Raw genomic sequence first — 21,885 nt, 5'->3', positions numbered from 1 at the left:
GCCTCGGCTCCGTTCTCAGGTCGGCCGTGGGCGCGAAACCCAGATGCCGGCGATGATGACCAGGCCGCCGAGCGCCTGCAGCAGGGAGACCGGTTCGTCCAGGACCAGCCAGCCGAGCGCTGCCGCCGCCACGGCCTCCAGGAAGATCACCAGCGAGGAAAACACCACCGGCAGCGAGCCGAGCGCTACCGACAGCAGCCCCTGCCCGCCGGCATGGCTGACCCAGGCCAGCGCGATCAGCACGAGCCAGCCGGTGGCCCCTGCCGGCAGGAAGCGCTGACCCAGGCTCTGGGTCGCCCATAGCGCCGCCACGGCCAGGATCACCACGGTCACCACTGACATATAGAAGGTGAGCCGCGCAGCGCGGTGGCGCAGCCTCGCCTTCTCCACGGCCAGGAAATAGGCGCCGAAGAAGAGTCCCGTCACCCCGGCAAAACCGTCGCCGATGAGATGGCCCGGGGCAAAACCAAGAGACTGGACGACGAGGGCCAGTCCGCCCAGCAGACACAGGCCGAGGCCGATCATCGCGGCGCGGCTCGCCCTGCGCCGATAGACCAGCCAGCCGAGGATCACCACCCACAAGGGCGCCATGGTGGCAAAGAAAGTCGCATTGGCCACCGTGGTATTGGTGATGGCGAGGTGCCAGAAGAAGAGGTCGGCGGCGAAGAACACTCCGGTGGCAATCACAGGCAGGGAGAAGGCCGGGCCGGTGTCCGGCGTATCGGCCTTGCTTTCCTCGATCCGCATCCAGGCATAGAGCACCGGTAGGGCCAGCAGCACGCGGTAGAAGGCGCTGGCGAAAGGCCCGACATCCGTCAGCCGCACCAGGATCGGCGAAATGCCCATCGCCATGGCCCCGGCGATCAGCGCCGCGAAAGCAGGCCAGAAGGCGCTTCGCGCCGGGGCCGCGGATTGGACTGCAGAGCTCATCGGAAGAGGTTCCTGGCAGGTCACGCATGCGAACCGGCTTATCCGCATCCGCTCGAATTCGCGGATGAGGAAGGTGCATTGGCGGTGGCGCCGGCTCAGGCTCGTCTTTATGCTGCCTCATCCGATCCCACAATATCCGTGCCTTTGGTCAGTACCCCCTTGCAGTCCGATTTTTCGCCCATCGAAAGGCTGGATGGCCAGCCCGACTCAGGTCTCATCCTGCTCTGCGACCACGCCTCCAACGTCCTGCCCGCCGACTATGGCACGCTGGGCCTGCCGCCGGCACAGCTCGAACGCCATATCGGCTATGACATCGGGGCGCGGGCGGTTACGCACGCTTTGTCGGCACGGCTGCGGGCCCCCGCCTTGCTCACCCGCTTCTCGCGCCTGCTGATCGATCCCAATCGCGGCGCCGACGACCCCACTTTGGTGATGCGCCTGTCCGACGGCGCCCTGGTGCCCGGCAATGCCCGCGCCGACCATGCCGAGATCGCCCGGCGGATCGAGCGTTTCCACCGGCCCTATCACCGGGCGATCGGCGAGTTGGTGAACGAGAAGCTCGCCCGCGGCATCGTGCCGGTGCTGTTTTCGGTGCATTCCTTCACGCCGGTCTGGCGCGGGGTGCCGCGCCCCTGGCACGTTACCCTGCTCTGGGACAAGGATCCGCGCATCGCCAGGCCGTTGATCGAGGCCTTCAAGCGCGACCCTGTCCTGGTGGTGGGCGACAACGAGCCCTATGACGGCGCCCTGGAAGGCGACACCCTCTACCAGCACGCCACGCTACGCGGCCTGCCCCACGCCCTGATCGAATTGCGCCAGGACCTCATCGGCACCCAGGAGGGTGCGGAGGACTGGGCAGACCGCATCGCACACGCCCTGTCGCCCCTGATCATCGATCCCACCATCCGGCGCATCGAACATTGGGGATCGCGCACCGGGCCTCAGCTCCAGCCCTCGGATCGATGATGGTGGCTGTGGCAAGACGTACCCGGCGATCCCTGTCGCGGCCTTCCGCAAGGCAGGTGAGGAAATCCCTAACCTTTATCGGAAATTTTCAAGGCGGTTTTCGAGGCGCCTTTGCGATTCTCGGCGGTTCCGCCAAATCGCAGAACGCTCTGGGACTTGACCCGACTCGGCTTTATCAGCCACATCCGCCCCCAAATTTGTCTCAGGAGTAAGCAATGACGGACGCAACCTCGGTCGCCGCAGACCAGCTCAAGTCGATCATCGAGCGCATCGAGCGCCTCGAAGAGGACAAGAAGGCGATCGCCGACGACATCAAGGAAGTCTATGGCGAGGCCAAGGCCAACGGCTTCGATGTCACCATCCTGCGCAAGATCGTGTCCCTGCGCAAAAAGCCGGCCGCCGAACGCGCCGAGGAAGATGCCATCCTGGAGCTGTATCTCCAGGCCCTTGGCATGGAATAAGGCTTCGTCCGTCCATAAGCGGATCGACTTGGCCCGACCTTTGCCATTGCCGGGCTTGACCCGGCAATCGAGCTCGCGTCCAGCTATCGAAGACGAAGGCCGCCGGCCGGCGGCCTCAATTGTTGCGCGTCGCCACCCAATAACGGGGCCCGGGGCCGAGACGGCCGGCGCGGTCGTCCGGATTGGCAAGCTGGCAGAATTCCAGCGACAGGCATCCACAGCTGATGCAGCGCGTCAGACCGCTCTTCAGCCGCTGAAGCTCGGCGATCCTGGCATCGATCCGCTCGGTCCAGGGCTGGGACAGTTGCGCCCAATCCTCGCCACCTGGCACGTGATCGCTGGGCAACCGGGCGAGTTCCTGCCCGATCTCCTCCAAGGTCATGCCCAGACGCTGGGCGAAGACGATGAAGGCGATGCGCCTGAGCGTCGAACGCGCAAAGCGCCGATGCCCCGAACCGGCCCGTTCGGCCCGGATCAGACCGCGCTCCTCGTAATAACGCAGGGCTGACGCCGCCACGCCCGATCGGCGCGAAATCTGATTGATGGTGAGGGTGGGATCCATGCCGGCATCAAAGCATATTTATTGCTTGATCTCAAGTTCACTTGAACTTGTAGAAAGACTCCTGCCTTGCATGGAGACTGGGTTCGATGACGATTCGAGCGATCGACCGACACACCAAGCGATTGGAAATCACGGAGCGTTCCTGCCTTCGGCGCCTTGAGCCGAAAGACCACGGGAGGCCGGCATGAGCAGGCAGCCGCTCCGCCTGGGCCTGATCTATGGCAGCAGCCGCCGCGGCCGCTTCTGCGACACCATCGGCCAATGGGCCCATTCGCGGATTGCCCATACCCGGCAGTTCGACATCGATATCGTCGATCCCCAGCAGATCGATCTTGCAGCCTTGCTGCATCAGGAGGATTGCCCGGCGAGGCAGGCACTGCGCCGCCGGCTGGCCGACGCCGATTGCTTCGTCCTGGTGACGCCGGAATACAATCACGGCTATACGGCCGCCGCCAAGCTGATCATCGATGCGGCCGGCCGCGAATGGACGGAAAAGCCGATCGCCTTCGTCTCCTATGGCGGCATTTCGGGCGGGTTGCGGGCCATCGAGCAATTGAGGCTGGTCTTCGCCGAGCTGCATGCGATCGCCCTGCGCGACAGCGTGAGCCTCGCCAATGCCTGGCGGGCGATCGACGCCGAGGGCCGCCTCACGCCCGGCCCGGAGACTTGCCAGGCCATGGAGGTCATGATCGGGCAGTTGCAGCGCTGGGCAGGCACGCTCAGGCAGATCCGGCAGGTGGATGCCGCCAGGGCCTCGACCCAAACCCGATAGGCTTCAGCCATGCCGGAATGGTCCGGTGCCCGCCTGCCGCAATTGCAGCCCGTTCAGGGCGAGCCAGCGCTCGACCTCGAGGGCCGTGACCTGCCCGATACCGCGTTCGGCCAGCAGTTCATCCCACGAATAGGCCGTTGCGATCGCCGTCAGGTTGCGGGCGCGCTGCGCCAGCGTGCGCCCGCCCTTATGGGCATGGCGCCCCTGCAGGAGCTGATCCAGAGCCCGCCGTCTCAAGCGCATGGCTTTACTCCGTCGGTGGTTGAAGGCTGGTTTCAGGCGTGCAGGCGCGGAAAGCCGTGCCGCTCGGCCAGAAGGTCCAGAATGCGCTGGGTCGGCTTGACGAAGGCGACCTCTCCGAAGCGCTCCGCATCGTCGGGAACCGGTCCCTCCGCCAGGATCAAAGCCGGCAGGGACTGGTTGGCCTCGCCCAGTTCGGCGATCACCGCCCGGCGCGGCCGGGCGAAGGGTACGCGCTCGATGTCGAGCTGGCCGGCGAGTTCCGGAAAGCTCGCCAGAACGCCCTCGATCTGGTTGCTATGCGGGCAGACGAAGCGCTGGCCCGGACGGTTGGGATCCTCAAATCCCAGTTCGAGCAGAAAGAGCTTGTCTCGGCTGCGGGCCATGTCCTGCCTCCCGTCAATTGGTATCGGCGCGCACCGGCGCCGCGTGCTTCTCGACGCGATCGTAGAACACGTCGCCTTGGGGATTCTGGAAATAGCCGGTGACGCCCTTGGCGAGCACGACCTCGTCGCTGTCCTGCAGGACCACGACATAGGGTGAGCTCTTCTGGATCTTGCGCTGCAGTTCCTCGTAGAGCGCGATGCGCCTGGCCGGATCGCGTTCCCTGACGGCTGCGGCCGTCTCGTCGCTCAGCTCGGGGATCACCCAGCCCGCCTGCTTGGCGATGGTGTTACGCTTGTTGTCCCTGTTGACGGCGAACGCGCTGGCATTGGAGTGCGGGTCGAAATAGTCGGGGCCCCAATAGCGCAGGGTCACCTCATACTGGCCGGAGCGCGCCTTGGCGAAGATCTCGCTGCTCACACCCGGCTGGATGTCGAGCGTGAGGCCAGCCTGGCCGAAGGTCTGCTGGAGGGATTGGGCGATGGTGAGGAAGAGCGGCTCGTTGAAGACGGGGAAACTGATCCTGGTCGGGCCGATGCCGGCGTCAGCCAGGATCTTCCTGGCCTTGGCGACATCGAGCTTGTAGGGGGTATCGCCCACGGCGCCCGGGAATCCCGCGGGCAGGAAGGCCTGGTGCACGCGATACTGCCCGCGCAGCAGGTTCCTGGCGATGCCCTCATAGTCGACGAGATAGCGCGCCGCTTCCCAGAAAGCCGGATTGCCGAGGGTCGGATTGGCCTTGGTATTGATCAGGAGATATTCGAGCCGCGCCGACGGCGTCGCATAGATGCTGACCTGGCTCTTGTCCCTGAGCGTCTCGACCTGGTCGGTGCCAAGCCCGCGGGCGATGTCGACATCGCCCTGCGCCACCAGCAGGCGGCGGGCCGCCGGATCGGGGACATTGCGGAAGACGAGCGCCTGCAGCTTGGGCGCACCGCCGGGCGAAGCCGGGTTGGCGTCCAGCACGAGCGCCTCATGCGCAGTATAGCTATTGATCTTGAAGGCGCCGCTGCCGGCCGAATGTGACTTCAGCCAGCCATTGCCGAAATCGCCATTGCTGGCTTGCGGCGCGAGCACGGCCTCATCGAGCACCGAGGCGACGTTGGCCGTCAAAATGGCCAGCACGAAGGAAGGACCGACATCGGCCTGCCAGCTCAGCCTGACCTTGCCGTCATCGACCTTGCTGATGGCGGCATCGACATTGTCGGCGGTCCAGCCAAGTTCGTTCAGGATGAAGGCCAGCGCCTTGTTGAGCTTTACGGCGCGGGTCAGGGAAAAGATCACGTCCTCCGGCCGAACAGGATTGCCGGAAGCGAATTTGGCGTCCTTGGCCAGCGTGAAGGTCAGGCTCTTGCCGTCGGCACCCGCTTCCCAGCTCGAGGCCAGCGCCGGCTTGATCGCGGCGCTCTCGTCGCGATCGGCCTGTACAAGGCGCTGATAAAGCGCGTTGGCCACCTGCCCCGTCGTCGATTCGAAAGCCTCGGCCGGATCGAAGCTGGTGACGTCGTCGATGGATTGCGCCACCACCGCGATCCCCGGCGGCGTTTCCGCGAAGGCTGCGGGCGCCTGCAGCGTGAGGGCGAGGGCCGTAAAGCCGAGAAGTCCGATCCTGCTTCGCATGCCGCCTGCTCCGAATTCAGAGAAATGGGCCGTGTTTCAATCGGTATGGCGGAATAATGACAGGGAATGGAGCTTGGTCAAGATTATTATATAAAAATTATGGACTAAGTGTATTTATGAATTAAGCTCGCCTTCCGGACACTCCTGCAACGAGGCAAGCGATGACGACAGCGGCTTCCCCATCCCTGGTTACGGCGGAATGGCTTCTCGAAAATCTGGACAATCCCAAGGTGCGGATCTTCGAGGTCAGCGTCGACCCCACCGTCTATGAACGCAGCCATATTCCCGGGGCAGTCAATCTCGACTGGCACCGTGACCTGGTCGATACCGTCAACCGCGACATCGCCTCGCGCGAGAAGCTGCAGGACACCCTGCGCAGGGCCGGTGTGGAGGACGACACCACCGTGATCGTCTATGGCGACAACAACAATTGGTTCGCCGCCTGGGGTGTCTGGGTGCTCGACGTCTATGGCTTCGGCGAGCGCGCCAAGCTGGTGGATGGCGGCCGCAAGCTCTGGGAAGCCCGCGGCCTCGCCCTCACCGCCGACGTGCCTGATTTTGCAGCCTCGGCGCTCACTTTGCCGGATCGCAACGAGGCCCTGCGCGCCCGGCTTCCCGACGTGCTCGGCTTTGCCCAAGGCAGGGTCGACGGCCAGCTGGTCGACATCCGCTCGCCGGACGAATATGCCGGCAAGATCTTCGCGCCCGAGGGCGTGAAGGAACTCGCGATCCGGGCCGGCCACGTACCGGGCGCCGAAAACGTGCCCTGGGCCACCATCGTCAACGAGGATGGCACCTACAAACCCATCGAGGAGATTCGCGGCATCTATGCCGCCAAGGGCATCGATGGAACCAGGCCGATCATCACCTATTGCCGCATCGGCGAACGCTCGAGCCATAGCTGGTTCGCCCTCAAGCGCCTGCTAGGCTATGACGCCCGCAACTATGACGGCTCCTGGACCGAATATGGCAATGCCGTCGGCGTCCCCGTCGACAATCCGTCGGGCACGATCTGGCTGGGCAAGTAGGCTTTCGGAGCGCGGACTTCCAGTCCGCTCTTCCTTTCCACAAACGCCGCAGCCGCGGTGATGAAGAGCGGACTGGAAGTCCGCGCTCCCGGAATCAGCTATCGCTGATCTAGGGATCACCAACCCCGCCCGCTCTGGATCCTTCTCAGCGCCGCCACCAGCGCATCGACATCCTCATACGTATTGTAGAAGGCCAGCGACGGCCGCACCGTGCTTTCCAGGCCGAAGCGACGCAGGATCGGCTGGGCGCAGTGATGGCCGGCCCGCACCGCGATGCCCTCGCGATCGAGCGCCACACCGACATCCTGGGTCCGGCAACCGTCGAGCACGAAGGACAGCACGCTCGCCTTGTCCCTGGCGGTGCCGATCAGCTTGAGGCCGGGTACGGTGAGCATGTGCTCGGTGGCGTAGACCAGCAATTCATGCTCGTAGCGGCCGATCACGTCCATGCCGATCGTCTCGACATAGTCGAGCGCTGCCCCGAGCCCGACGGCGTCGGCGATATTGCCGGTGCCGGCCTCGAAGCGCTCAGGTGGGCCATGATAGATCGTCTTCTCGAAGGTGACGTCGGCGATCATGTTGCCGCCGCCCTGCCAGGGCGGCAGGTGGGCGAGCACGTCGGGCTTGCCATGCACCACGCCGATACCGGTCGGCCCGAACACCTTGTGTCCCGAGAACACGAAGAAATCGGCATCGAGCGCCTGCACGTCGGTGCGCATATGCGAGACCGACTGGGCACCGTCGACAACCACCGTGGCGCCGTGGCGCTTGGCGATGGCGACCATCTCCCGCGCCGGCGTCACCGTGCCGAGCGCATTGGAGACCTGCGTGATCGAGACGATGCGCGTGCGCGGGTTGATGAGCTTTTCATATTCCTCGAGGATCACCTGGCCGGAGTCGTCGACCGGGGCAACACGCAGCCTGGCGCCCTTCTCCGCGGCGAGCATCTGCCAGGGCACGATATTGGCATGGTGCTCCAGCCAGGTGACCAGGATCTCGTCGCCTTCCCCGACATGGCGGCGGCCATAGGCCTGCGCGATCAGGTTGATGCCTTCGGTGGTACCACGCACGAAGATGATGTCGCGCGTCGAGCCGGCATTGAGGAAGCGCCGCACCTTCTCGCGCGCGCCTTCATAGGCGTCGGTGGCGCGGGCGGCCAGGGCATGGGCAGCGCGGTGGATGTTGGAGTTTTCATGCTCATAGAAATGGCTGAGCCGGTCGATTACCGCCTGCGGCTTCTGTGTCGTTGCCGCATTATCGAGCCAGATCAGCGGCTTGCCATGCACCTGCGTCTGCAGGATCGGGAAGTCGCGCTTGACCGAGTTCGCATCGAACGGCCGGCCTGACTGGGCGAGATCCGGCACCGCGTCGGGACGCAGTTCCAGGGTAACAGCACTGAAATCGGGCAGGCGCGGCGCAGCCGGCACGGCAGCCTGGGTGGGAACGGACGGCGGGCGCTGCGGCACGGGAGGAACGGAAGGCGGCGCGGCAACGGGCGGCGCGGGCGGCTGCGAGGGCGCCAGGGATTGCCCGTCGCGCAGGAAATAATAGCCATCCTGGGACGGCTGGGCGATCGAGCCGGGAACGGAGGCCGGGGACGGCGCCTGCAGGGGCGCAGCTGCGGCCACGTCGGGACGCAGCAGCGAAAGGAACTCGGCGATGCCGGCCGGCAACACGGAGAAGTCGAGCTGGGTAGGCACGGCAGGCACGAAGGGACCGGCCGAGCCGCCGGGCTGCGGCACGTCCGAGGGAATGGCCGAGGCGCCCGACAGCGGCTGCGGCGCGGTGGCCGGCGCGATCGGGATGGTCGGCGTCGGCACGATCGAGGGAATGGTCACCGGCGGCAGGTCGGGCGGGCCGACAGGCGGGCGGGCCGGCATCTGCGGGGCGACACTGGTGGTGATGGAAGGCGCCGGCGCCAAAGTCGGACTCGGCGGAACCGCCGGCACGGTCGGTGCCAGCGGCACGGTGCCCTGGCCAGGGGGCGCCTGGAACAGGGCATTGGCGAGATCGGCCAGCACCGTCGGATCCGGCCAGGACGGGTTCGGGGAAATGCCTGTCGTCATCGAGCAGAGGGCTCCTTGGGGACGTTCGCCGGGCGGTACCGGGGATCATCATGGCATACGTTGGAAATCGGATGAGCAGCACTCTTCTGTAATGTCGGAGTTGCCCCTCACCCTTACCCTCTCCCCGCAAGTGCGGGGCGAGGGAGATGGTGACGTCGCATCTTCTCCAGCACGCTCAGCGCCTCGCCTAGTTGACGCCACACTCGGCGCCCCCTCGCCCCGCACTTGCGGGGAGAGGGTAAGGGTGAGGGGCGGCGCGCCCTGTCGGATCAACCCCACTCAGACATATTTGTCGGGATAGTCGTGGTACTTGCCGACCTCGACACCTTCCAGCACGGCCAGGGCATCATGGGTAAGGATGGCCGAGGAGCAGTAGAGCGAGATCAGGTAGGAGGCGATCGCCTTGCGGTTGATGCCCATGAAGCGCACCGACAGGCTGGGCTGTACTTCGCCGGGCACGCCGGGCTGGAACAGACCGATGACGCCCTGCTTCTTCTCGCCGGTGCGCAGCAGCAGGATGTTGCTCTTGCCCTTGGCGTCGACCTCGAGCTTGTCGCTCGGCACCAGCGGCAGGCCGCGCCAGGTCAGGAAGGGCGTGCCGAACAGGGTGACGGTCGGTGGCGGCACGCCGCGGCGGGTGCATTCGCGGCCGAAGGCGGCGATGGCGCGCGGGTGAGCCAGGAAGAAGGAGGGTTCCTTCCAGACCTTGGTGATCAGTTCGTCCAGGTCGTCAGGCGTGGGCGCGCCGGTGCGGGTCTTGATGCGCTGGCCGGCCTGCGCATTGGGCAGGAGGCCGTATTCCTTGTTGTTGACCAGTTCGTTCTCCTGCTTTTCCTTTACCTTCTCGATGAGGAGCCGTAGCTGTTCCTGGATCTGGTCATAGGGATGGGAGTAGAGGTCGGAGACGCGGGTTTGCACGTCGAGCACGGTGGTGACGGCATTGAGCGAATATTCGCGCGGCGCCTCCTCATAGTCGACGAAGGTCTCCGGCAGGTCCGGATCCTGGTCGCGGCGGGGGGAGCACTCGACCTCGGCGCTGATGTCGCCCTGGTCTTCCTTGACCCGGTTGAGGCGATAGATGCCGGCTTCCACCGGTGTCCAGGGCAGGAAGGAAACCAGCCAGCGCGGCGTGATGCCGGACCACTGGGCCCTGGTCTTGGTGGCGTTGGCAAGCTGCCTTGCCGCCGCCTCGTTCAATGTCCGGCGGACGGCGGGTTCGTCGGCCATACGGTGCTCCTTGTCTGGTTCGTGCTGCGGAAAGAAGTCCTGATTCGACGTATATCCGGCGCGCCGAAGCCCCGGACAAATGCCCTAACAACCGACATGCCGCGTGGCTTCCTCAAATCCCGTATACCTTGCGTGAAATAAGCCGAGCCGGTAGGCATGCGGCTATTTCCGCGCCGAGATTTTGAGGGGCGGTTGCCTTGGTACCGGCGCAGGACCGGGCGTGTGTTGAGCCTCCCGATAGAAGGCGAGCGCCTTTTCGATGAGACCGACGGACCGATGAAAGCGGTCGGAGAGCACCAGGATCGTCTGGTCCTGGGTGAAGCCGTCCTCGCGCAGAGCCTCGAAGGCCTCGCCGATATCGAGCCATTGCGCCGGCGCCGGCCGGCGCCGGTTGCGATCGGGCTTGGTCGGGTCGAGCAGTTCGGCGATCAGGGTCAGAAATTGCGGCGAGGCATAGGCTTCCCGCAACCAGGCTCCCGCCTGCTGCTTGGCGGCGACGATACGGCCTTGCGCAATCAACCGACGCAGATGGGCGGTGCGCGGGCAAAAGCGCGCCCTCGTCACGGTGCTCGCGCGCCCCGCCTCGACGGCACTCCCTGCTTCGCGCGGACCCGACACGCCCGACCTCACGCGGCTCAGGCCTTGGCCGCCACGGGACTGGCCCGCCCCGCAAGGGAGCGGCGGCGGGCGGCGGTCGGTCGCGAGGCAGGGCCAGATCTCATGGTCGGTTCCGTGATGCGGATGCGAGGCTGGAACGCAGCTTCGATCGAAATTTATAATTTGTCTATAGAAATAGTAGAAAATAAAATTTACAACATTCGGACCGCATCGCCTTCGCCTCTGAGGCCGGCGCAACCGCGACGTCACGAAGGGCCATGCCATGACCGAGACCCTGCAGCATGCCATCGCCTTGCAGGAAGAAGCCGGAGGGACGCCGAGCCCGGTGGCACCCCGCTGGAACCTCGATGCTCTGGTGGCGCAGCTCCGGCTCTCGCGCGAGATCACCCACAATATCCGCCACCAGGGCCGCATCCGCCGCACGCCCTCGCGCGAGACGGTCACGACCATTCTCGGCGGGCTGACGGCCGCCCTCTTTCCCAGCCACTACGGCCAGTCGGAGATCGGCGCCGGCAATATCGACTATTTCGTCGGCTCGACGCTCGACAATGCCCTGATCCTGTTGACGGAACAGGTGCGTCGCAGCCTCGCCTTCACCCGCGAGGAGGTCCCGCCGGAAGCCAGCCTGCATGAACAGGCTCTGGCCATCACCGGCGATTTCGCCAGCCGGCTGCCTTCCATTCGCGGCGTCTTGGTCAGCGACCTCACCGCCGCCTTCCGCGGCGATCCCGCGGCCACCAACTTTCCCGAAATCCTGCTCGGCTATCCCGGCATGACGGCGATCATCTATCATCGTCTCGCCCATGCCCTGCACGGCCTGGGCGCGACCTTCCTCGCCCGGCTGATCTCCGACATCGCCCATTCGAAGACCGGCATCGACATCCATCCCGGCGCCGAGATCGGCGGCAGTTTCTTCATCGACCACGGCACCGGCGTGGTCATCGGCGAGACCACCGTCATCGGCGAGCGCGTGCGCCTCTACCAGGCCGTGACGCTGGGCGCCCGCCATTTTCCCACCGATGAGAACGGGGTGCTCGTCAAGGGCAGCCCCCGCCATCCGATCGTCGAGGATGACGTCGTCATCTATGCCGGCGCCACCGTGCTCGGCCGCATCACCATCGGCCGGGGCTCGGCGATCGGCGGCAATGTCTGGCTGACCCGCAGCGTACCGCCGGGCAGCCAGATCACCCAGGCCCATGCCCGCAGCAACGGGCAGGTCGATTGAGGCGGGCCATCGCTGACGCGCTCGCACCAGCGCAGACCTTTGTCATGCCCGGGGCTTGACCCGGGCATCCAGAGTTTCGCCATCCGCGATATCGAAAGATCGGCTGGATTGCTGGGTCAAAGCCCGGCAATGACGAGGGTCGAGCTGATGTCGATACACGCAGAGCAATCATACATTGCCACTACCGGGCCGCGCCCGCCCCCCGGACTCCCGGCGCCGTCTCGAGCGGCCACCAGGTCGAGCCTAGATAGCGCTCGCCCGTATCGGGCAGAATGGTGACGATGACCTTGCCGGCGTTCTCGGCCCGCGCCGCCAATTGGGTGGCGGCCCACAGCACGGCGCCCGAAGAGGTGCCGGCGAAGATGCCTTCTTCCGCCACCAGCTCGAGCGCCGTCCGCCGGGCCTGCGCGGTGCTCAGCGCGATGATCTCGTCGGCGATCCCGGTATCGACATTCTTCGGCAATTGCTCCGGTGGCACCTCGCTCACCTTGTGCACCCCGTCGATCTCGTCGGGATAGGGATTGTCCTCCGTCGGGATCGATCCTTCGCCCGGCTCGGCGATCACCACCTTCAGGCCCGGTTTCTTCGACTTGAGGAAGCGCCCGGCGCCGGCCGTGGTGCCGCCGGTGCCGACCCCGCCGACCAGGATGTCGACGCTGCCGGCGGTATCACGCCAGATCTCGGGGCCCGTCGTTTCGAAATGGGCACGCGGGTTGGCGGGATTGGCGAGCTGGTCGGCGAAGAAGGCCGAGGGGTTTTCTTCGCGTATGCGCTGCGTGATCTTGTCGATCGCGTCGGGGGCGAGGAAGAAGGCGTTGTTCACGGTGACGACCTCGGCACCGTAGAGGCGCAGCAGCTTGACCTTGTCCTGGCTGATATTGTCGCTGACATAGAACTTGGCCCGGTAGCCGCGCGAGGCGGCCACGGCGGCAAGCCCGATGCCGGTATTGCCGCTGGTCACGTCAACGACGAGGTCGCCGCGCTTCAGGCGGCCGGCCGCCTCGGCCTCGGCGATGATGGCCCAGGCGGCGCGGTCCTTGATGCTGCCGGCCGGATTGAAGAACTCGATCTTGGCGACGATCCGCCCGAACAGATTGCGGTTGCGGGCATAATTGTGCAGCTCGAGCAGCGGCGTATTGCCGATCAGGTCGGTGAGATTGTCGTGGATGTGGCCGGGCTTGGCCACGGCAGCGCGGAGAGTACCGGAATTCATGTCAGGCCTCGGCTGTCTTGAGGGGCTGTCTAGGTGGATCTCGTCGTCATGCCGCGATCGCTGTTCGCGCCCAGCCAAGTTCGGGCGCGATGCGCTGGATGAAATCGGTGAGAATCTGCTCGTAATCGTGCTGGGCGAAGGCATAGGGCAGCTCCAGCCGGAACTCCCCCACGCCGGCGAGCACCGGATCGGCGGCGAGACGCTCCAGGATCTGGTCGGAGGGGCCGACGAGATCGGCAGCATAGAGCGTGCGCCGGGGGCCGTTGGGCGCAAGCGTGCGGGCATGCCGGCTGGCGGCATAGCCGGCATAGCGCCGCCGCGTCGTTCCATCGGCGCTGTCTGTGGGCACGATGACGCGGCCGAGGGCAATGCGAGGCCGGGCCGATGCCGCGCGATAGGTCTCGAGCTGGCGCGTCTGCGCCTCGAAGAAATCGTCGATGCCCTCGCCCGTGGTGACATTGCCCATCAGGAGGTTGAAGCCGTTGCGGCCGGCCCATTCGACCGAGCGCAGCGAGCCGCCGCCATACCACAGCCGCTCGACCAGCCCCTTGGCATAGGGCTGCAGGCGGGGCCGGATGCGACCGCCGGGAATGTCGATCAGGCTGTCGGGTGCGCCGAGATAGTGCCCGCGGAGATTATCGGCCAGCCGCTGCACCCTCGCATGGGAGAAATCGTTGGAGCGCCAGTCGCCGTCGAAGACCAGCGGCGCCAGCAATTCGGCATGCGGCGGCGTACCGGCGCTGAGGCCGACATTGAGCCGGCCGCGCGAGAGCACGTCGACGGTGGCCAGATCCTCGGCCAGGCGATAGGGACTTTCATAACCGATCGGGATCACCGCGGTGCCGAGCTGGATATGGCGGGTGCGCTGGCTCGCCGCCGCCAGGAACACCGCAGCAGCGGATATGCCCGGTTCGAGATGGCGCTGGCGCACCCAGGCGCTGTCGAAGCCCAGGCTCTCGCCGAGCTCGAACAAGCGTAGCGTACGCTCCAGCCCGCCCGCCGGATCATCGTCCGGATAGCTGCCCGGCGAGAGGAAGCCGACATGGCTGACGAGAGGAGAAGGCATGGGCAATCTTCTTGGCTGGGATTCGTTCGAAAAAGGAGCCGTCGTCCCCGGCTGAGCGTGGCGAAGGGAAGGGGCTCAGCCGGCCATGACAGAGCCTTACGGATCCATGTTGTATCGTCGCGCCCGGCTTCAGCTCTTCGGCAGGCCCTGGGGATTGGTCTCGGCTTTCTCGATCGCCTCGGCGCTCAGGTTCCAGCGGGCGAGCGTCTTGGCGTATTTGCCGTCCTTGATCAGGCCGTTGACGGCGATCGTGATGGCATCGGCAAGGCCGCCGCCCTTGCGGGTGGTGACGGCAATGTCGGCCGTGAGCGGCCAGCCGCCCGAAAGCGTGCCGACCAGCTTGGTCTTGCCCGTCTGCGCCGATTGGAAGGCCTGGGTGGCGTTCACGCTGAAGGTGATGTCGGCACGGCCGGACTGCAGCGCCAGCGTCTTCACCGCATCGTCGTCGTAATACTGCACCTCGACCGGCTTGAGGCCGGCAGCCTGGTTCTGCTTGTCCCATGCCAGCAGGATCTTCTCCTGGTTGGTGCCGGGGTCGGTGATCACCTTCAGGCCGGCGATATCCTTGGGCTCCTTCACCGAAGTGATCGGGCTGTCCGACTTGACATAGAGACCGAGAACGTCGCGCCGATAGGTGGAGAAATCGAATTTCTCCTTGCGCTCCTCGGTCACCGTGACGTTGGTGATCACCGCATCGTATTTGCCCGAGGACAGGCCGAGCGGCCAGTCCGCCCAGGCCACCGTTTCCAGCACCAGTTCCTTGCCGAGGCTGTCGGCCACCAGCTGGGAGAGATCGGGATCGAAGCCGACCGGCGTCTTGGAATCGGTGGCATAGGTCGCGATCGGCGGCAGGCCGGGATTGACCGCCACCACGAACTTGCCGTCCCGGGCGAATTTGGCGTCCTTGGCAATCGCCTTGATCGCCTCTTCGTTCCTGTCGGCGCGCAGGCGGCCGGGCTGTTCCGGGCTGAGGTCGAACTCGGCGGCGAAGGCGGCAAGGCTGAGGCCGAAGGCCAGCGCGGCCGCGAGGGCACCGGCGGCGATGGAGGCGGGACGGATTGTCATGGGATCTCCTGATCGGGCGTGGGAGGAAGGGTCGCGCCGGCGGCTCTCCACGCGCCGGCATAGAGGTCGAAGAAACGTCGGGCGTCACAGGACCTTGGCGAGGAATTCGCCGAGGCGGGAATGGGCGGGTGCATTGAAAAGCTGGGCAGGCGGGCCGGATTCGAGGACGCGGCCGTTCTCCATGAACACCACGGTATCGGCCACTTCGCGGGCGAAGCCGACTTCGTGGGTGACGATCACCATGGTGGTGCCGGAGGTAGCGAGTTCCTTGATCACTTCGAGCACCTCGCCGACAAGTTCAGGATCGAGGGCGGAGGTCGGCTCGTCGAACAAGATGACCTTGGGCTTGAGCGCCAGGGCCCTGGCAATGGCGACGCGCTGCTGCTGGCCGCCCGACAGCTGGCGGGGATAGGCATCCGCCTTGTCGGAAAGACCGATGCGGCTGAGGAGGTCGCGGGCCTGTTCGAGGGCCTCGCTGCGCGGCACCTTCTGCACCGAGACCGGCGCCTCGATGATGTTCTCGAGCACGGTGAGATGCGGAAACAGGTTGAAGTTCTGGAACACCATGCCGATCGAAGCACGGCGGCGGCGGATTGCGCCTTCCTTCAGCTCATAGAGCACGTTGCCGCGGCGCTCATAGCCGATCAGCTCGCCATCGATGGCGATGAACCCCTCGCTCGCACGTTCGAGATGATTGATCGCACGCAGCAGCGTCGACTTGCCGGCACCGGAGGGGCCGAGAATGGCCGTGACCTCGCCGGGCCGGACGGTGAGATTGACATTGTCCAGCACGGTATGGCTGCCATAGCGCTTGGACAGGCCATGGATCTCGATCAGGCCCTCCCGCCTGGCCGGTCGCAATGCCGAAACCAGGGGCCTGCGCGCCGCCGGCGCTGGTGATTGGGCCACAGTCGTCGATTTATTTTGCCGGCTACTATTTCGCCCCGTGATGCGTTCCAGTAGCGAGGCGGGCGTGGTCCGTAGGGCGCCCCTGGCATAATGCCGCTCGATCCTCAGCTGGATGAGCGAGAGCACGCTCATGATGATGAGGTACCAGACCGTCGCCACCATCAGGAGGGGGATGACTTCGAGATTGCGCCGGTAGATCACCTGCACGGTGTAGAACAGTTCCGGCAGCGCCAGCACGTAGACCATGGAGGTCGACTTGGCCAGGCCGATGATCTCGTTGAAACCGCTCGGCAGGATGGCGCGCATCGCCTGGGGCAGCACGATGCCGAGGGCATGGCGGCGGCGCGACAGGCCGAGAGCGGCGGCGGCCTCGTGCTGGCCCTGGTCGACGGAGAGGATGCCGCCCCGGATGATCTCGGCCGAGAAGGCGGCCTGGTTCAAGCTGAGGCCGATCAGCGCCACTGCGAAGGGGCTGAGCACTTCCACCAGATTATACTGGGCGAAGGAAATCCCGGTATAGGGGATGCCGAGATCGAGCGTGGTGTAGAGATAGCCGAGATTGTTGAGGATCAGCAGCAGCACGATCAGGGGCACCGAGCGCAGCAGCCAGATATAGCCCCAGGAAATCCCGGCGAGCAGGGGCGATTTCGAGACCCGTGCGAAGGCGAGCGTGCCGCCGAGCAGGAAGCCGAAGATGGAGGCGAGCACGGTGAGCAATACGGTGCGGGCGAGCCCGACCAGAACCGGCTCGGAGACGAAGTACTGCGCGAAGACGGCCCAGCCCCATTTCGGGTTGGTCAGGATCGAATGCAGGGTGATGCCAAGGATGAGCACGGCCGCCACCGTGCCGACGGCGCGCCAGGGATGCCGGGCCGGCACCACGCGATAGCGGGAATAATCGGGGGCACTGCCTGATTGCGGGCCCGCGAGTAAGCCGTCGAAATCCGTGGTGGAGGCCATGCTGCGCTTCCTTCCTGCTCATATTCAGTTAGTTCATAGAAATAATAGAATTAATGACGAAAGAAGGTCGGTGAAAACCGGCCTGTCAGCCCGCCTTGCGCCCAGCCTGGCCTTGGTCCGGGGCAGCCTGGCGGGCGGCGCGGACAGCGCTGAGTGCGACCAGTCTGTCGCCTGCCGGCGGCCCTTCGCCTGTCACAAGCGGTTCGACCGCGACGGCGAGAGGTGCGATGTCCTTCTCGAAGGGCAGCGAGCCGTAGGTCTCGGGATCCTTGGTGACGTCGAACAGGGCGGTATAGCCGGTGGAGAGATAGAGACCTGCGGCTTCCGGCTGGCGGAAGCCGGTGGTGAGATATATGCGGCTATAGCCCTGACGGGCGGCCTGCGCCTCGAGCTCGGCCAGCACCTTGCGGGCCAGGCCCTGGCGGCGCAGGTCGACATGGGTCCATACCCGCTTGAATTCCGCCGTGCGTTCGTCATAGCGCTTGAAGGCGCCTCCTGCGATGGCCACGCCGTCGCGCAACAGGAGCACGAAATTGCCATGGGGCGGTGCGAAGAGCTCGGCGGGATAGCGGCTCATTTCCGCCGAACCCGGTTCACCCCAATAATTGCCGTAGCGCGACTGATATTCGAAGGTGAGAGCCTCGATCAGGGGACGCGCCTGTTCATCGAGCGGAGTCGTATAGAAGAAGACATCTTTCATTTTGCCGGCTCACTATTATCCGAAAGATAATCCTGGACCAGCGCGACCCAGTAGCGCGCCGCATCCACGAGAATGGCATCGTTGAAGTCATATTGGGGGTTGTGCAGGTCGGCGCTGTCGCCATTGCCGATGAAGAGGTAGCTGCCCGGCCGCTCCTTGAGCATGAAGGCAAAGTCCTCGCTCGCGGTGATCGGCCGGAAGCCCCGGCGGATGCGGTCTTCCCCGAAATGGCGGGCGGCCACCTGGCGGGCGAACGCGGTCTCCCCGGCATGGTTGACCAGCACCGGATAGCCACGCGGATAATGGACCTCGGCGCGCGCGCCAAAGGAGGCGGCGTGGCTCTGCGCCAGTTCGATGATGCGTTGGCGCACATTCTCGCGGACCGCATCGTCGAAGGTGCGGATGGTCAGTTGCAGTTCGACGCTGTCGGGGATGACGTTGGGTGCGATGCCACCATGGATCGAGCCGACGGTGACGACCACCGCCTCCAGCGGATCGACATTGCGCGAGACCACCGTCTGCAGCGCCAGCACCAGCGAAGCCGAAGCCACCACCGGGTCGATCGCCTGCTGTGGCTTGGCGCCATGGCCGCCCTTGCCGATGATGCGGATGATGGCGAGGTCCACCGAAGCCATGGCCGGTCCGGTGAGGAAACCGAACTCGCCGGCGGGCACGCCCGGCCAATTGTGCAGCCCGAACACGGCATCGACGGGGAAGCGCTCGAACAACCCGTCCTTGATCATCGAGCGGGCACCGCCACCATTCTCCTCGGCCGGCTGGAAGATCACCCTCAGCGTGCCGGAAAAGCCACGCGTCTCGGCAAGGTGCTTGGCCGCCGCCAGCAGGATCGAGGTATGCCCGTCATGGCCACAGGCATGCATCACGCCCGGCACCGTGCTGGCATAAGGCAGGCCCGTGGCCTCGGTGATCGGCAAGGCATCCATGTCGGCACGGATGCCGACGGTTCGCCCGCCCTCGCCGCTTCTGAGCGTGCCGACCACCCCGGTGCCGCCGATATTGCGCGCCACCTCATAGCCCCAGCCTTCCAGATAGCCAGCGACGAGAGCGCTGGTCTTTTCTTCCTTGTAGGCAAGCTCGGGCTCGGTATGCAGCTTGCGGCGCAGGGCGATGAACTCGTCGCCCTGCAGTGCGATTTCGACTCCAGCGGCCGAAGGCAGGGGAAACTGCGCCGTCATCAGGCCGCCTCCTCGCCGGTTCCGGCGCTCGGCACGGCATAGCGGCTGTCGCGATAGGGCAGGCCGAGATGGTCCCTGAGCGTGGTGCCGAACTGGGCAGGGCGATGCTGGCCGCGTGCCTCCAGGATCGGCAGGACCTGCGCCTCGAAATCGTCGAGGCCGGCATTGAGCACGTGGAAGCCGAGCACGAAACCGTCGGCCGCCCCGCCCTCGACCCAACGGCCCAGTTCGTCGGCAACGGCTTCGGGCGTGCCGATGAAGCGCGAGCGCGGGGTCGCTTCGTTGAGGGCGACCTCGCGCAGGGTCAGCTTCTTCTCGCGCGCCACACGCTTGATGCGGTCGGTATGGGCCCTGAAATTATTGGCGCCGATATCGCCGAGGTCCGGGAAGGGATCGTCGAGCGGATAGGCGGTGAAGTCGTGATGATCGAAGAAGCGCCCGAGATAGAGCAGCGCCTCATGGTCGGTCACCAGGGCGCGGATCTCCTGATATTTGCGTTCCGCTTCCTCCTCGGTCGAACCGACGACGGGCGCGACGCCGGGGAATATCTTGAGGTGGTCGGGTTGGCGGCCATGCGCCTGGGCACTCTGCTTGAGCTTGCGCGAGAGCTCCCGGTTCTGCTCGAAGGATTCGGAGCCGGCGAACACCGCATCGGCATGGCGGCCGGCGAGCTTGATGCCATCGTCGGAGGCACCCGCCTGGAACAGCACCGGCTGGCCCTGTGGGGAGCGGCCGAGATTGAGCGGCCCTTCGGCGGCATGGAAGCGGCCCTTGAAATCGAGCCGGTGCATCTTGGTGAAGTCGGCATAGCGGCCGGTCTCGCGATCGCGCGGGAAGGCATCGTCGTCCCAGCTGTCCCACAGCCCCTTGACCACCTCGATATGCTCGCCGGCGATCTCGTAGCGCAGGGCATGTTCGGGATGCTTGTCGCGGTTGTAGTTGCGGGCCGATCCTTCCAGCGGCGAGGTCACCGCATTCCAGCCGGCGCGGCCGCCGCTGATCACGTCGATCGAGCCGAACTGCCGGGCCACGGTGAAGGGATCGGAATAGGAGGTCGAGAGCGTGCCGACCAGGCCGATGCTGGCGGTCGAGGCGGCCAGGGCCGACAGCAGGGCGATCGGCTCGAACCGGTTGAGGAAATGCGGAATGGAGATCTCGTTGATATAGAGGCCGTCGGCGATGAAGACGAAGGCGATACCGGCCTTTTCGGCCTGGCGCGCAGCACGGACATAGTGCTCGAAATTGACGCTGGCATCGGCCGGCACGCTCGGATGCTTCCAGGCGTTCATATGGCCGCCCGGGCCTTGCAGCATCACACCGAAGGGAATGCGTTTCCTGCTCAAATCTCTCTCCTCAAATGCGTGATGGTCAGGCGGGAACGGCTTGGCGCAGGGTGGCGTGCTGCGGGATCGTGGAGTTGCGGGCCTCGGCCAGGTGCTCCGCCAGAGTGAGTCTCGCATCGCCCTTCACGGCGGGCTCGACGATGAATTCCTCGATGCCGTGGCGCTCATGCAGGCGATCGAGTGCCGCCACTACATCTCCAGCCGTGCCGGCGAGAACGCTGGGTGTTTTGCGCTCGATACGAAAATCGCTGGCGCCCGCCTGGCGGGCATAATCCTCCGCCTGCGCCTCGCTGCCGACGGTGACGCTCTGCGCACCAGGGACATGCACCTTGAAGAGCTGCAGGCCCGCGGCCTGGCGTGCCGCCTCGGCGGCGCTGTCGGCAACGATGGCAGCCACCGCCACCAAAGGCGGTCGTCCGGCCTTGCCGCGATAGGCCGCAACGGCATCGGCAAGCAGGGCATCGTCGCCATTGAGGTGGCGGGCGAATACGAACTGCCAGCCCCTGGCGGCCGCTAGCTCGGCGCTTTCCACGCTTGCCCCCAGCAGGAAGCGCTCGGGCGCCACGGGCGGCCGCGGGGTGGCGCTCAACCCGGCCAGCGCTTCGCCGGCTGCGACCGGCCCCTCCAGGAAACGGCCGAGATCGTCGAGCTGCCCGGCAAAGCCCGGCTTGCGGGCGGGGTCATAGGCTCCCTGCAACGCGCGCGTCGCCAGCGGCAGCCCACCGGGCGCCTTGCCGATGCCGAGATCGACCCGCCCCGGCGCCAGCGAGGCCAGCAGATTGAAGACCTCGGCCACCTTGTAGGCGCTGTAATGCTGAAGCATCACGCCGCCCGAGCCGATACGGATTCGGGCCGTGTTGGCGAGCAGGAAGGCGATCAGCACTTCCGGCGCGGAACTGGCGAGTTCGGGGGCATTGTGATGCTCGGCAACCCAGAAGCGATGATAGCCGAGCCGCTCCGCCGCCTGGGCCAGGGCAATCGTACGCTTGAGGGCATCGGCCGCGTTGTCGCCGGGAGCAAGGGGGCTCTTGTCGAGCAGACTCAGCCTGTAACTCATCGTGCCATCTTGCTTTCGATGCGGCGCCGACGGCACCGCCAAGGAGAGGAAGGCACAATAGACTACTATTTCTATATATTAAATATGAATCTTTGATGGTGATCGAATAATCTTCGAGAGGTGGCTCAGCCCTCATCCGGCTGCCGCCACCTTCTCCCGCAAGGGGAGAAGGGAGTTTTACTCCGTTGGTCCAGTGCTTTGGTCCCGTTGCGATCTCCAACGCCCATCCCAATCAAATCCCTTCTCCCCTTGCGGGAGAAGGTCCCGGCAGGGAGAT

Annotated in this window: 21 protein-coding genes; 5 read left to right on the top strand and 16 right to left on the bottom strand. The window is 65.5% G+C overall.

Annotation, left to right across the window (positions count from 1 at the left end):
* Window positions 1-15: 15 nt before the first annotated feature.
* Complete coding sequence (locus tag QM672_RS08745; protein WP_367623472.1) at window positions 16-930, bottom strand: DMT family transporter; 915 nt, start codon at window positions 928-930, stop codon at window positions 16-18.
* A gap of 138 nt (window positions 931-1,068) precedes the next feature.
* On the opposite strand from QM672_RS08745, the gene QM672_RS08740 reads away from it, so the two are divergent.
* Together QM672_RS08740 and QM672_RS08735 are read left to right on the top strand one after the other, a co-directional pair.
* Window positions 1,069-1,896, top strand: coding sequence for an N-formylglutamate amidohydrolase (locus QM672_RS08740; protein ID WP_415081990.1), 828 nt, complete (start codon window positions 1,069-1,071; stop codon window positions 1,894-1,896).
* A gap of 215 nt (window positions 1,897-2,111) precedes the next feature.
* Window positions 2,112-2,357 carry a DUF2312 domain-containing protein gene (locus QM672_RS08735; protein ID WP_068283279.1) on the top strand — a complete coding sequence of 82 codons (246 nt, stop codon included), beginning with the start codon at window positions 2,112-2,114 and terminating at the stop codon, window positions 2,355-2,357.
* 115 nt (window positions 2,358-2,472) lie between these two features.
* On the opposite strand, the gene soxR is transcribed toward QM672_RS08735, so the two are convergent.
* Complete coding sequence (soxR, locus tag QM672_RS08730; protein WP_415081987.1) at window positions 2,473-2,919, bottom strand: redox-sensitive transcriptional activator SoxR; 447 nt, start codon at window positions 2,917-2,919, stop codon at window positions 2,473-2,475.
* Between the two features lie 184 nt (window positions 2,920-3,103).
* Between soxR and QM672_RS08725 the strand changes: the two genes are divergently transcribed.
* Window positions 3,104-3,691, top strand: a complete 588-nt coding sequence (locus QM672_RS08725; protein WP_415081985.1) for an NADPH-dependent FMN reductase — start codon at window positions 3,104-3,106, stop codon at window positions 3,689-3,691.
* Between the two features lie 3 nt (window positions 3,692-3,694).
* Here the strand turns inward: QM672_RS08725 and QM672_RS08720 are convergent, their stop codons facing one another.
* From QM672_RS08720 to QM672_RS08710, 3 genes are read right to left on the bottom strand one after another with little or no spacing between them, the layout of a single operon-like run.
* Window positions 3,695-3,934, bottom strand: coding sequence for a hypothetical protein (locus QM672_RS08720; RefSeq protein WP_311934002.1), 240 nt, complete (start codon window positions 3,932-3,934; stop codon window positions 3,695-3,697).
* Between the two features lie 32 nt (window positions 3,935-3,966).
* Window positions 3,967-4,317, bottom strand: coding sequence for a DUF3088 domain-containing protein (locus QM672_RS08715; protein ID WP_415081983.1), 351 nt, complete (start codon window positions 4,315-4,317; stop codon window positions 3,967-3,969).
* Between the two features lie 13 nt (window positions 4,318-4,330).
* On the bottom strand, window positions 4,331-5,935 hold the full coding sequence (locus QM672_RS08710; RefSeq protein WP_415081981.1) for an ABC transporter substrate-binding protein: 1,605 nt from the start codon (window positions 5,933-5,935) through the stop codon (window positions 4,331-4,333).
* A gap of 161 nt (window positions 5,936-6,096) precedes the next feature.
* Between QM672_RS08710 and QM672_RS08705 the strand changes: the two genes are divergently transcribed.
* A complete protein-coding gene (locus QM672_RS08705) occupies window positions 6,097-6,963 on the top strand; it encodes a sulfurtransferase (protein WP_415081979.1) in 867 nt (288 codons plus the stop codon).
* A gap of 116 nt (window positions 6,964-7,079) precedes the next feature.
* Here the strand turns inward: QM672_RS08705 and QM672_RS08700 are convergent, their stop codons facing one another.
* From QM672_RS08700 to QM672_RS08690, 3 genes are all read right to left on the bottom strand, one after another.
* Window positions 7,080-9,029: a family 2A encapsulin nanocompartment cargo protein cysteine desulfurase gene (locus tag QM672_RS08700; protein WP_415081977.1), complete on the bottom strand. Its 1,950-nt coding sequence runs from the start codon at window positions 9,027-9,029 to the stop codon at window positions 7,080-7,082.
* A gap of 279 nt (window positions 9,030-9,308) precedes the next feature.
* The gene (locus QM672_RS08695) at window positions 9,309-10,256 is read right to left on the bottom strand and encodes a family 2A encapsulin nanocompartment shell protein (RefSeq protein ID WP_068283297.1); all 948 of its coding nucleotides are present in this window, start codon (window positions 10,254-10,256) and stop codon (window positions 9,309-9,311) included.
* A 162-nt stretch (window positions 10,257-10,418) separates the two neighbouring features.
* On the bottom strand, window positions 10,419-10,874 hold the full coding sequence (locus tag QM672_RS08690; protein ID WP_394310817.1) for a hypothetical protein: 456 nt from the start codon (window positions 10,872-10,874) through the stop codon (window positions 10,419-10,421).
* A gap of 262 nt (window positions 10,875-11,136) precedes the next feature.
* Here QM672_RS08690 and epsC point away from each other — a divergent pair, with 262 nt between their 5' ends.
* Window positions 11,137-12,099: a serine O-acetyltransferase EpsC gene (gene epsC / locus QM672_RS08685; protein ID WP_415081974.1), complete on the top strand. Its 963-nt coding sequence runs from the start codon at window positions 11,137-11,139 to the stop codon at window positions 12,097-12,099.
* 181 nt (window positions 12,100-12,280) lie between these two features.
* Here epsC and QM672_RS08680 read toward each other — a convergent pair whose 3' ends face one another.
* The 8 genes from QM672_RS08680 to QM672_RS08645 all read right to left on the bottom strand — a co-directional run bounded on the left by QM672_RS08680 (window position 12,281) and on the right by QM672_RS08645 (window position 21,608).
* Window positions 12,281-13,312, bottom strand: a complete 1,032-nt coding sequence (locus QM672_RS08680; protein ID WP_415081972.1) for a PLP-dependent cysteine synthase family protein — start codon at window positions 13,310-13,312, stop codon at window positions 12,281-12,283.
* Window positions 13,313-13,358: 46 nt separating this feature from the next.
* Window positions 13,359-14,378 (bottom strand): LLM class flavin-dependent oxidoreductase, encoded by a 1,020-nt coding sequence (locus QM672_RS08675; protein ID WP_415081970.1) that lies wholly within the window; start codon window positions 14,376-14,378, stop codon window positions 13,359-13,361.
* Window positions 14,379-14,507: 129 nt separating this feature from the next.
* Window positions 14,508-15,443 (bottom strand): ABC transporter substrate-binding protein, encoded by a 936-nt coding sequence (locus QM672_RS08670; RefSeq protein WP_311934011.1) that lies wholly within the window; start codon window positions 15,441-15,443, stop codon window positions 14,508-14,510.
* An 84-nt stretch (window positions 15,444-15,527) separates the two neighbouring features.
* Entirely contained in the window at window positions 15,528-17,312 is a 1,785-nt protein-coding gene (locus QM672_RS08665) for an amino acid ABC transporter permease/ATP-binding protein (protein WP_415081967.1), read from the bottom strand.
* 85 nt (window positions 17,313-17,397) lie between these two features.
* Window positions 17,398-18,012: a GNAT family N-acetyltransferase gene (locus tag QM672_RS08660; RefSeq protein ID WP_415081965.1), complete on the bottom strand. Its 615-nt coding sequence runs from the start codon at window positions 18,010-18,012 to the stop codon at window positions 17,398-17,400.
* Window positions 18,009-19,208 (bottom strand): M20 aminoacylase family protein, encoded by a 1,200-nt coding sequence (locus tag QM672_RS08655; RefSeq protein WP_415081963.1) that lies wholly within the window; start codon window positions 19,206-19,208, stop codon window positions 18,009-18,011. Before QM672_RS08655 ends, QM672_RS08660 begins: the two co-directional genes overlap by 4 nt.
* Window positions 19,208-20,521 (bottom strand): LLM class flavin-dependent oxidoreductase, encoded by a 1,314-nt coding sequence (locus tag QM672_RS08650; RefSeq protein ID WP_415082055.1) that lies wholly within the window; start codon window positions 20,519-20,521, stop codon window positions 19,208-19,210. Before QM672_RS08650 ends, QM672_RS08655 begins: the two co-directional genes overlap by 1 nt.
* Window positions 20,522-20,576: 55 nt before the next feature.
* Entirely contained in the window at window positions 20,577-21,608 is a 1,032-nt protein-coding gene (locus QM672_RS08645) for an MsnO8 family LLM class oxidoreductase (protein WP_415081961.1), read from the bottom strand.
* Window positions 21,609-21,885: the final 277 nt, after the last annotated feature.

The sequence above is a fragment of the Labrys sp. (in: a-proteobacteria) genome (assembly GCF_047605565.1).
GTDB lineage: Bacteria > Pseudomonadota > Alphaproteobacteria > Rhizobiales > Labraceae > Labrys > Labrys neptuniae.
The sequence above is the reverse complement of the archived record's forward strand: the minus strand, read 5'-3'. Positions and strand labels throughout refer to the sequence as shown.

Bases quoted from the DNA above. Each gene is read 5' to 3' on its own strand.
- QM672_RS08735 (WP_068283279.1), top strand. From the start codon at position 2,112: ATGACGGACGCAACCTCGGTCGCCGCAGACCAGCTCAAGTCGATCATC.
- QM672_RS08715 (WP_415081983.1), bottom strand. From the start codon at position 4,317: ATGGCCCGCAGCCGAGACAAGCTCTTTCTGCTCGAACTGGGATTTGAG.
- QM672_RS08705 (WP_415081979.1), top strand. From the start codon at position 6,097: ATGACGACAGCGGCTTCCCCATCCCTGGTTACGGCGGAATGGCTTCTC.
- QM672_RS08650 (WP_415082055.1), bottom strand. From the start codon at position 20,521: ATGCTGCAAGGCCCGGGCGGCCATATGAACGCCTGGAAGCATCCGAGC.
- QM672_RS08655 (WP_415081963.1), bottom strand. From the start codon at position 19,208: ATGACGGCGCAGTTTCCCCTGCCTTCGGCCGCTGGAGTCGAAATCGCA.
- QM672_RS08725 (WP_415081985.1), top strand. From the start codon at position 3,104: ATGAGCAGGCAGCCGCTCCGCCTGGGCCTGATCTATGGCAGCAGCCGC.
- QM672_RS08670 (WP_311934011.1), bottom strand. From the start codon at position 15,443: ATGACAATCCGTCCCGCCTCCATCGCCGCCGGTGCCCTCGCGGCCGCG.
- QM672_RS08660 (WP_415081965.1), bottom strand. From the start codon at position 18,012: ATGAAAGATGTCTTCTTCTATACGACTCCGCTCGATGAACAGGCGCGT.
- QM672_RS08675 (WP_415081970.1), bottom strand. From the start codon at position 14,378: ATGCCTTCTCCTCTCGTCAGCCATGTCGGCTTCCTCTCGCCGGGCAGC.
- QM672_RS08700 (WP_415081977.1), bottom strand. From the start codon at position 9,029: ATGACGACAGGCATTTCCCCGAACCCGTCCTGGCCGGATCCGACGGTG.
- QM672_RS08645 (WP_415081961.1), bottom strand. From the start codon at position 21,608: ATGAGTTACAGGCTGAGTCTGCTCGACAAGAGCCCCCTTGCTCCCGGC.
- soxR (WP_415081987.1), bottom strand. From the start codon at position 2,919: ATGGATCCCACCCTCACCATCAATCAGATTTCGCGCCGATCGGGCGTG.
- QM672_RS08710 (WP_415081981.1), bottom strand. From the start codon at position 5,935: ATGCGAAGCAGGATCGGACTTCTCGGCTTTACGGCCCTCGCCCTCACG.
- epsC (WP_415081974.1), top strand. From the start codon at position 11,137: ATGACCGAGACCCTGCAGCATGCCATCGCCTTGCAGGAAGAAGCCGGA.
- QM672_RS08695 (WP_068283297.1), bottom strand. From the start codon at position 10,256: ATGGCCGACGAACCCGCCGTCCGCCGGACATTGAACGAGGCGGCGGCA.
- QM672_RS08745 (WP_367623472.1), bottom strand. From the start codon at position 930: ATGAGCTCTGCAGTCCAATCCGCGGCCCCGGCGCGAAGCGCCTTCTGG.
- QM672_RS08665 (WP_415081967.1), bottom strand. From the start codon at position 17,312: ATGGCCTCCACCACGGATTTCGACGGCTTACTCGCGGGCCCGCAATCA.
- QM672_RS08680 (WP_415081972.1), bottom strand. From the start codon at position 13,312: ATGAATTCCGGTACTCTCCGCGCTGCCGTGGCCAAGCCCGGCCACATC.
- QM672_RS08720 (WP_311934002.1), bottom strand. From the start codon at position 3,934: ATGCGCTTGAGACGGCGGGCTCTGGATCAGCTCCTGCAGGGGCGCCAT.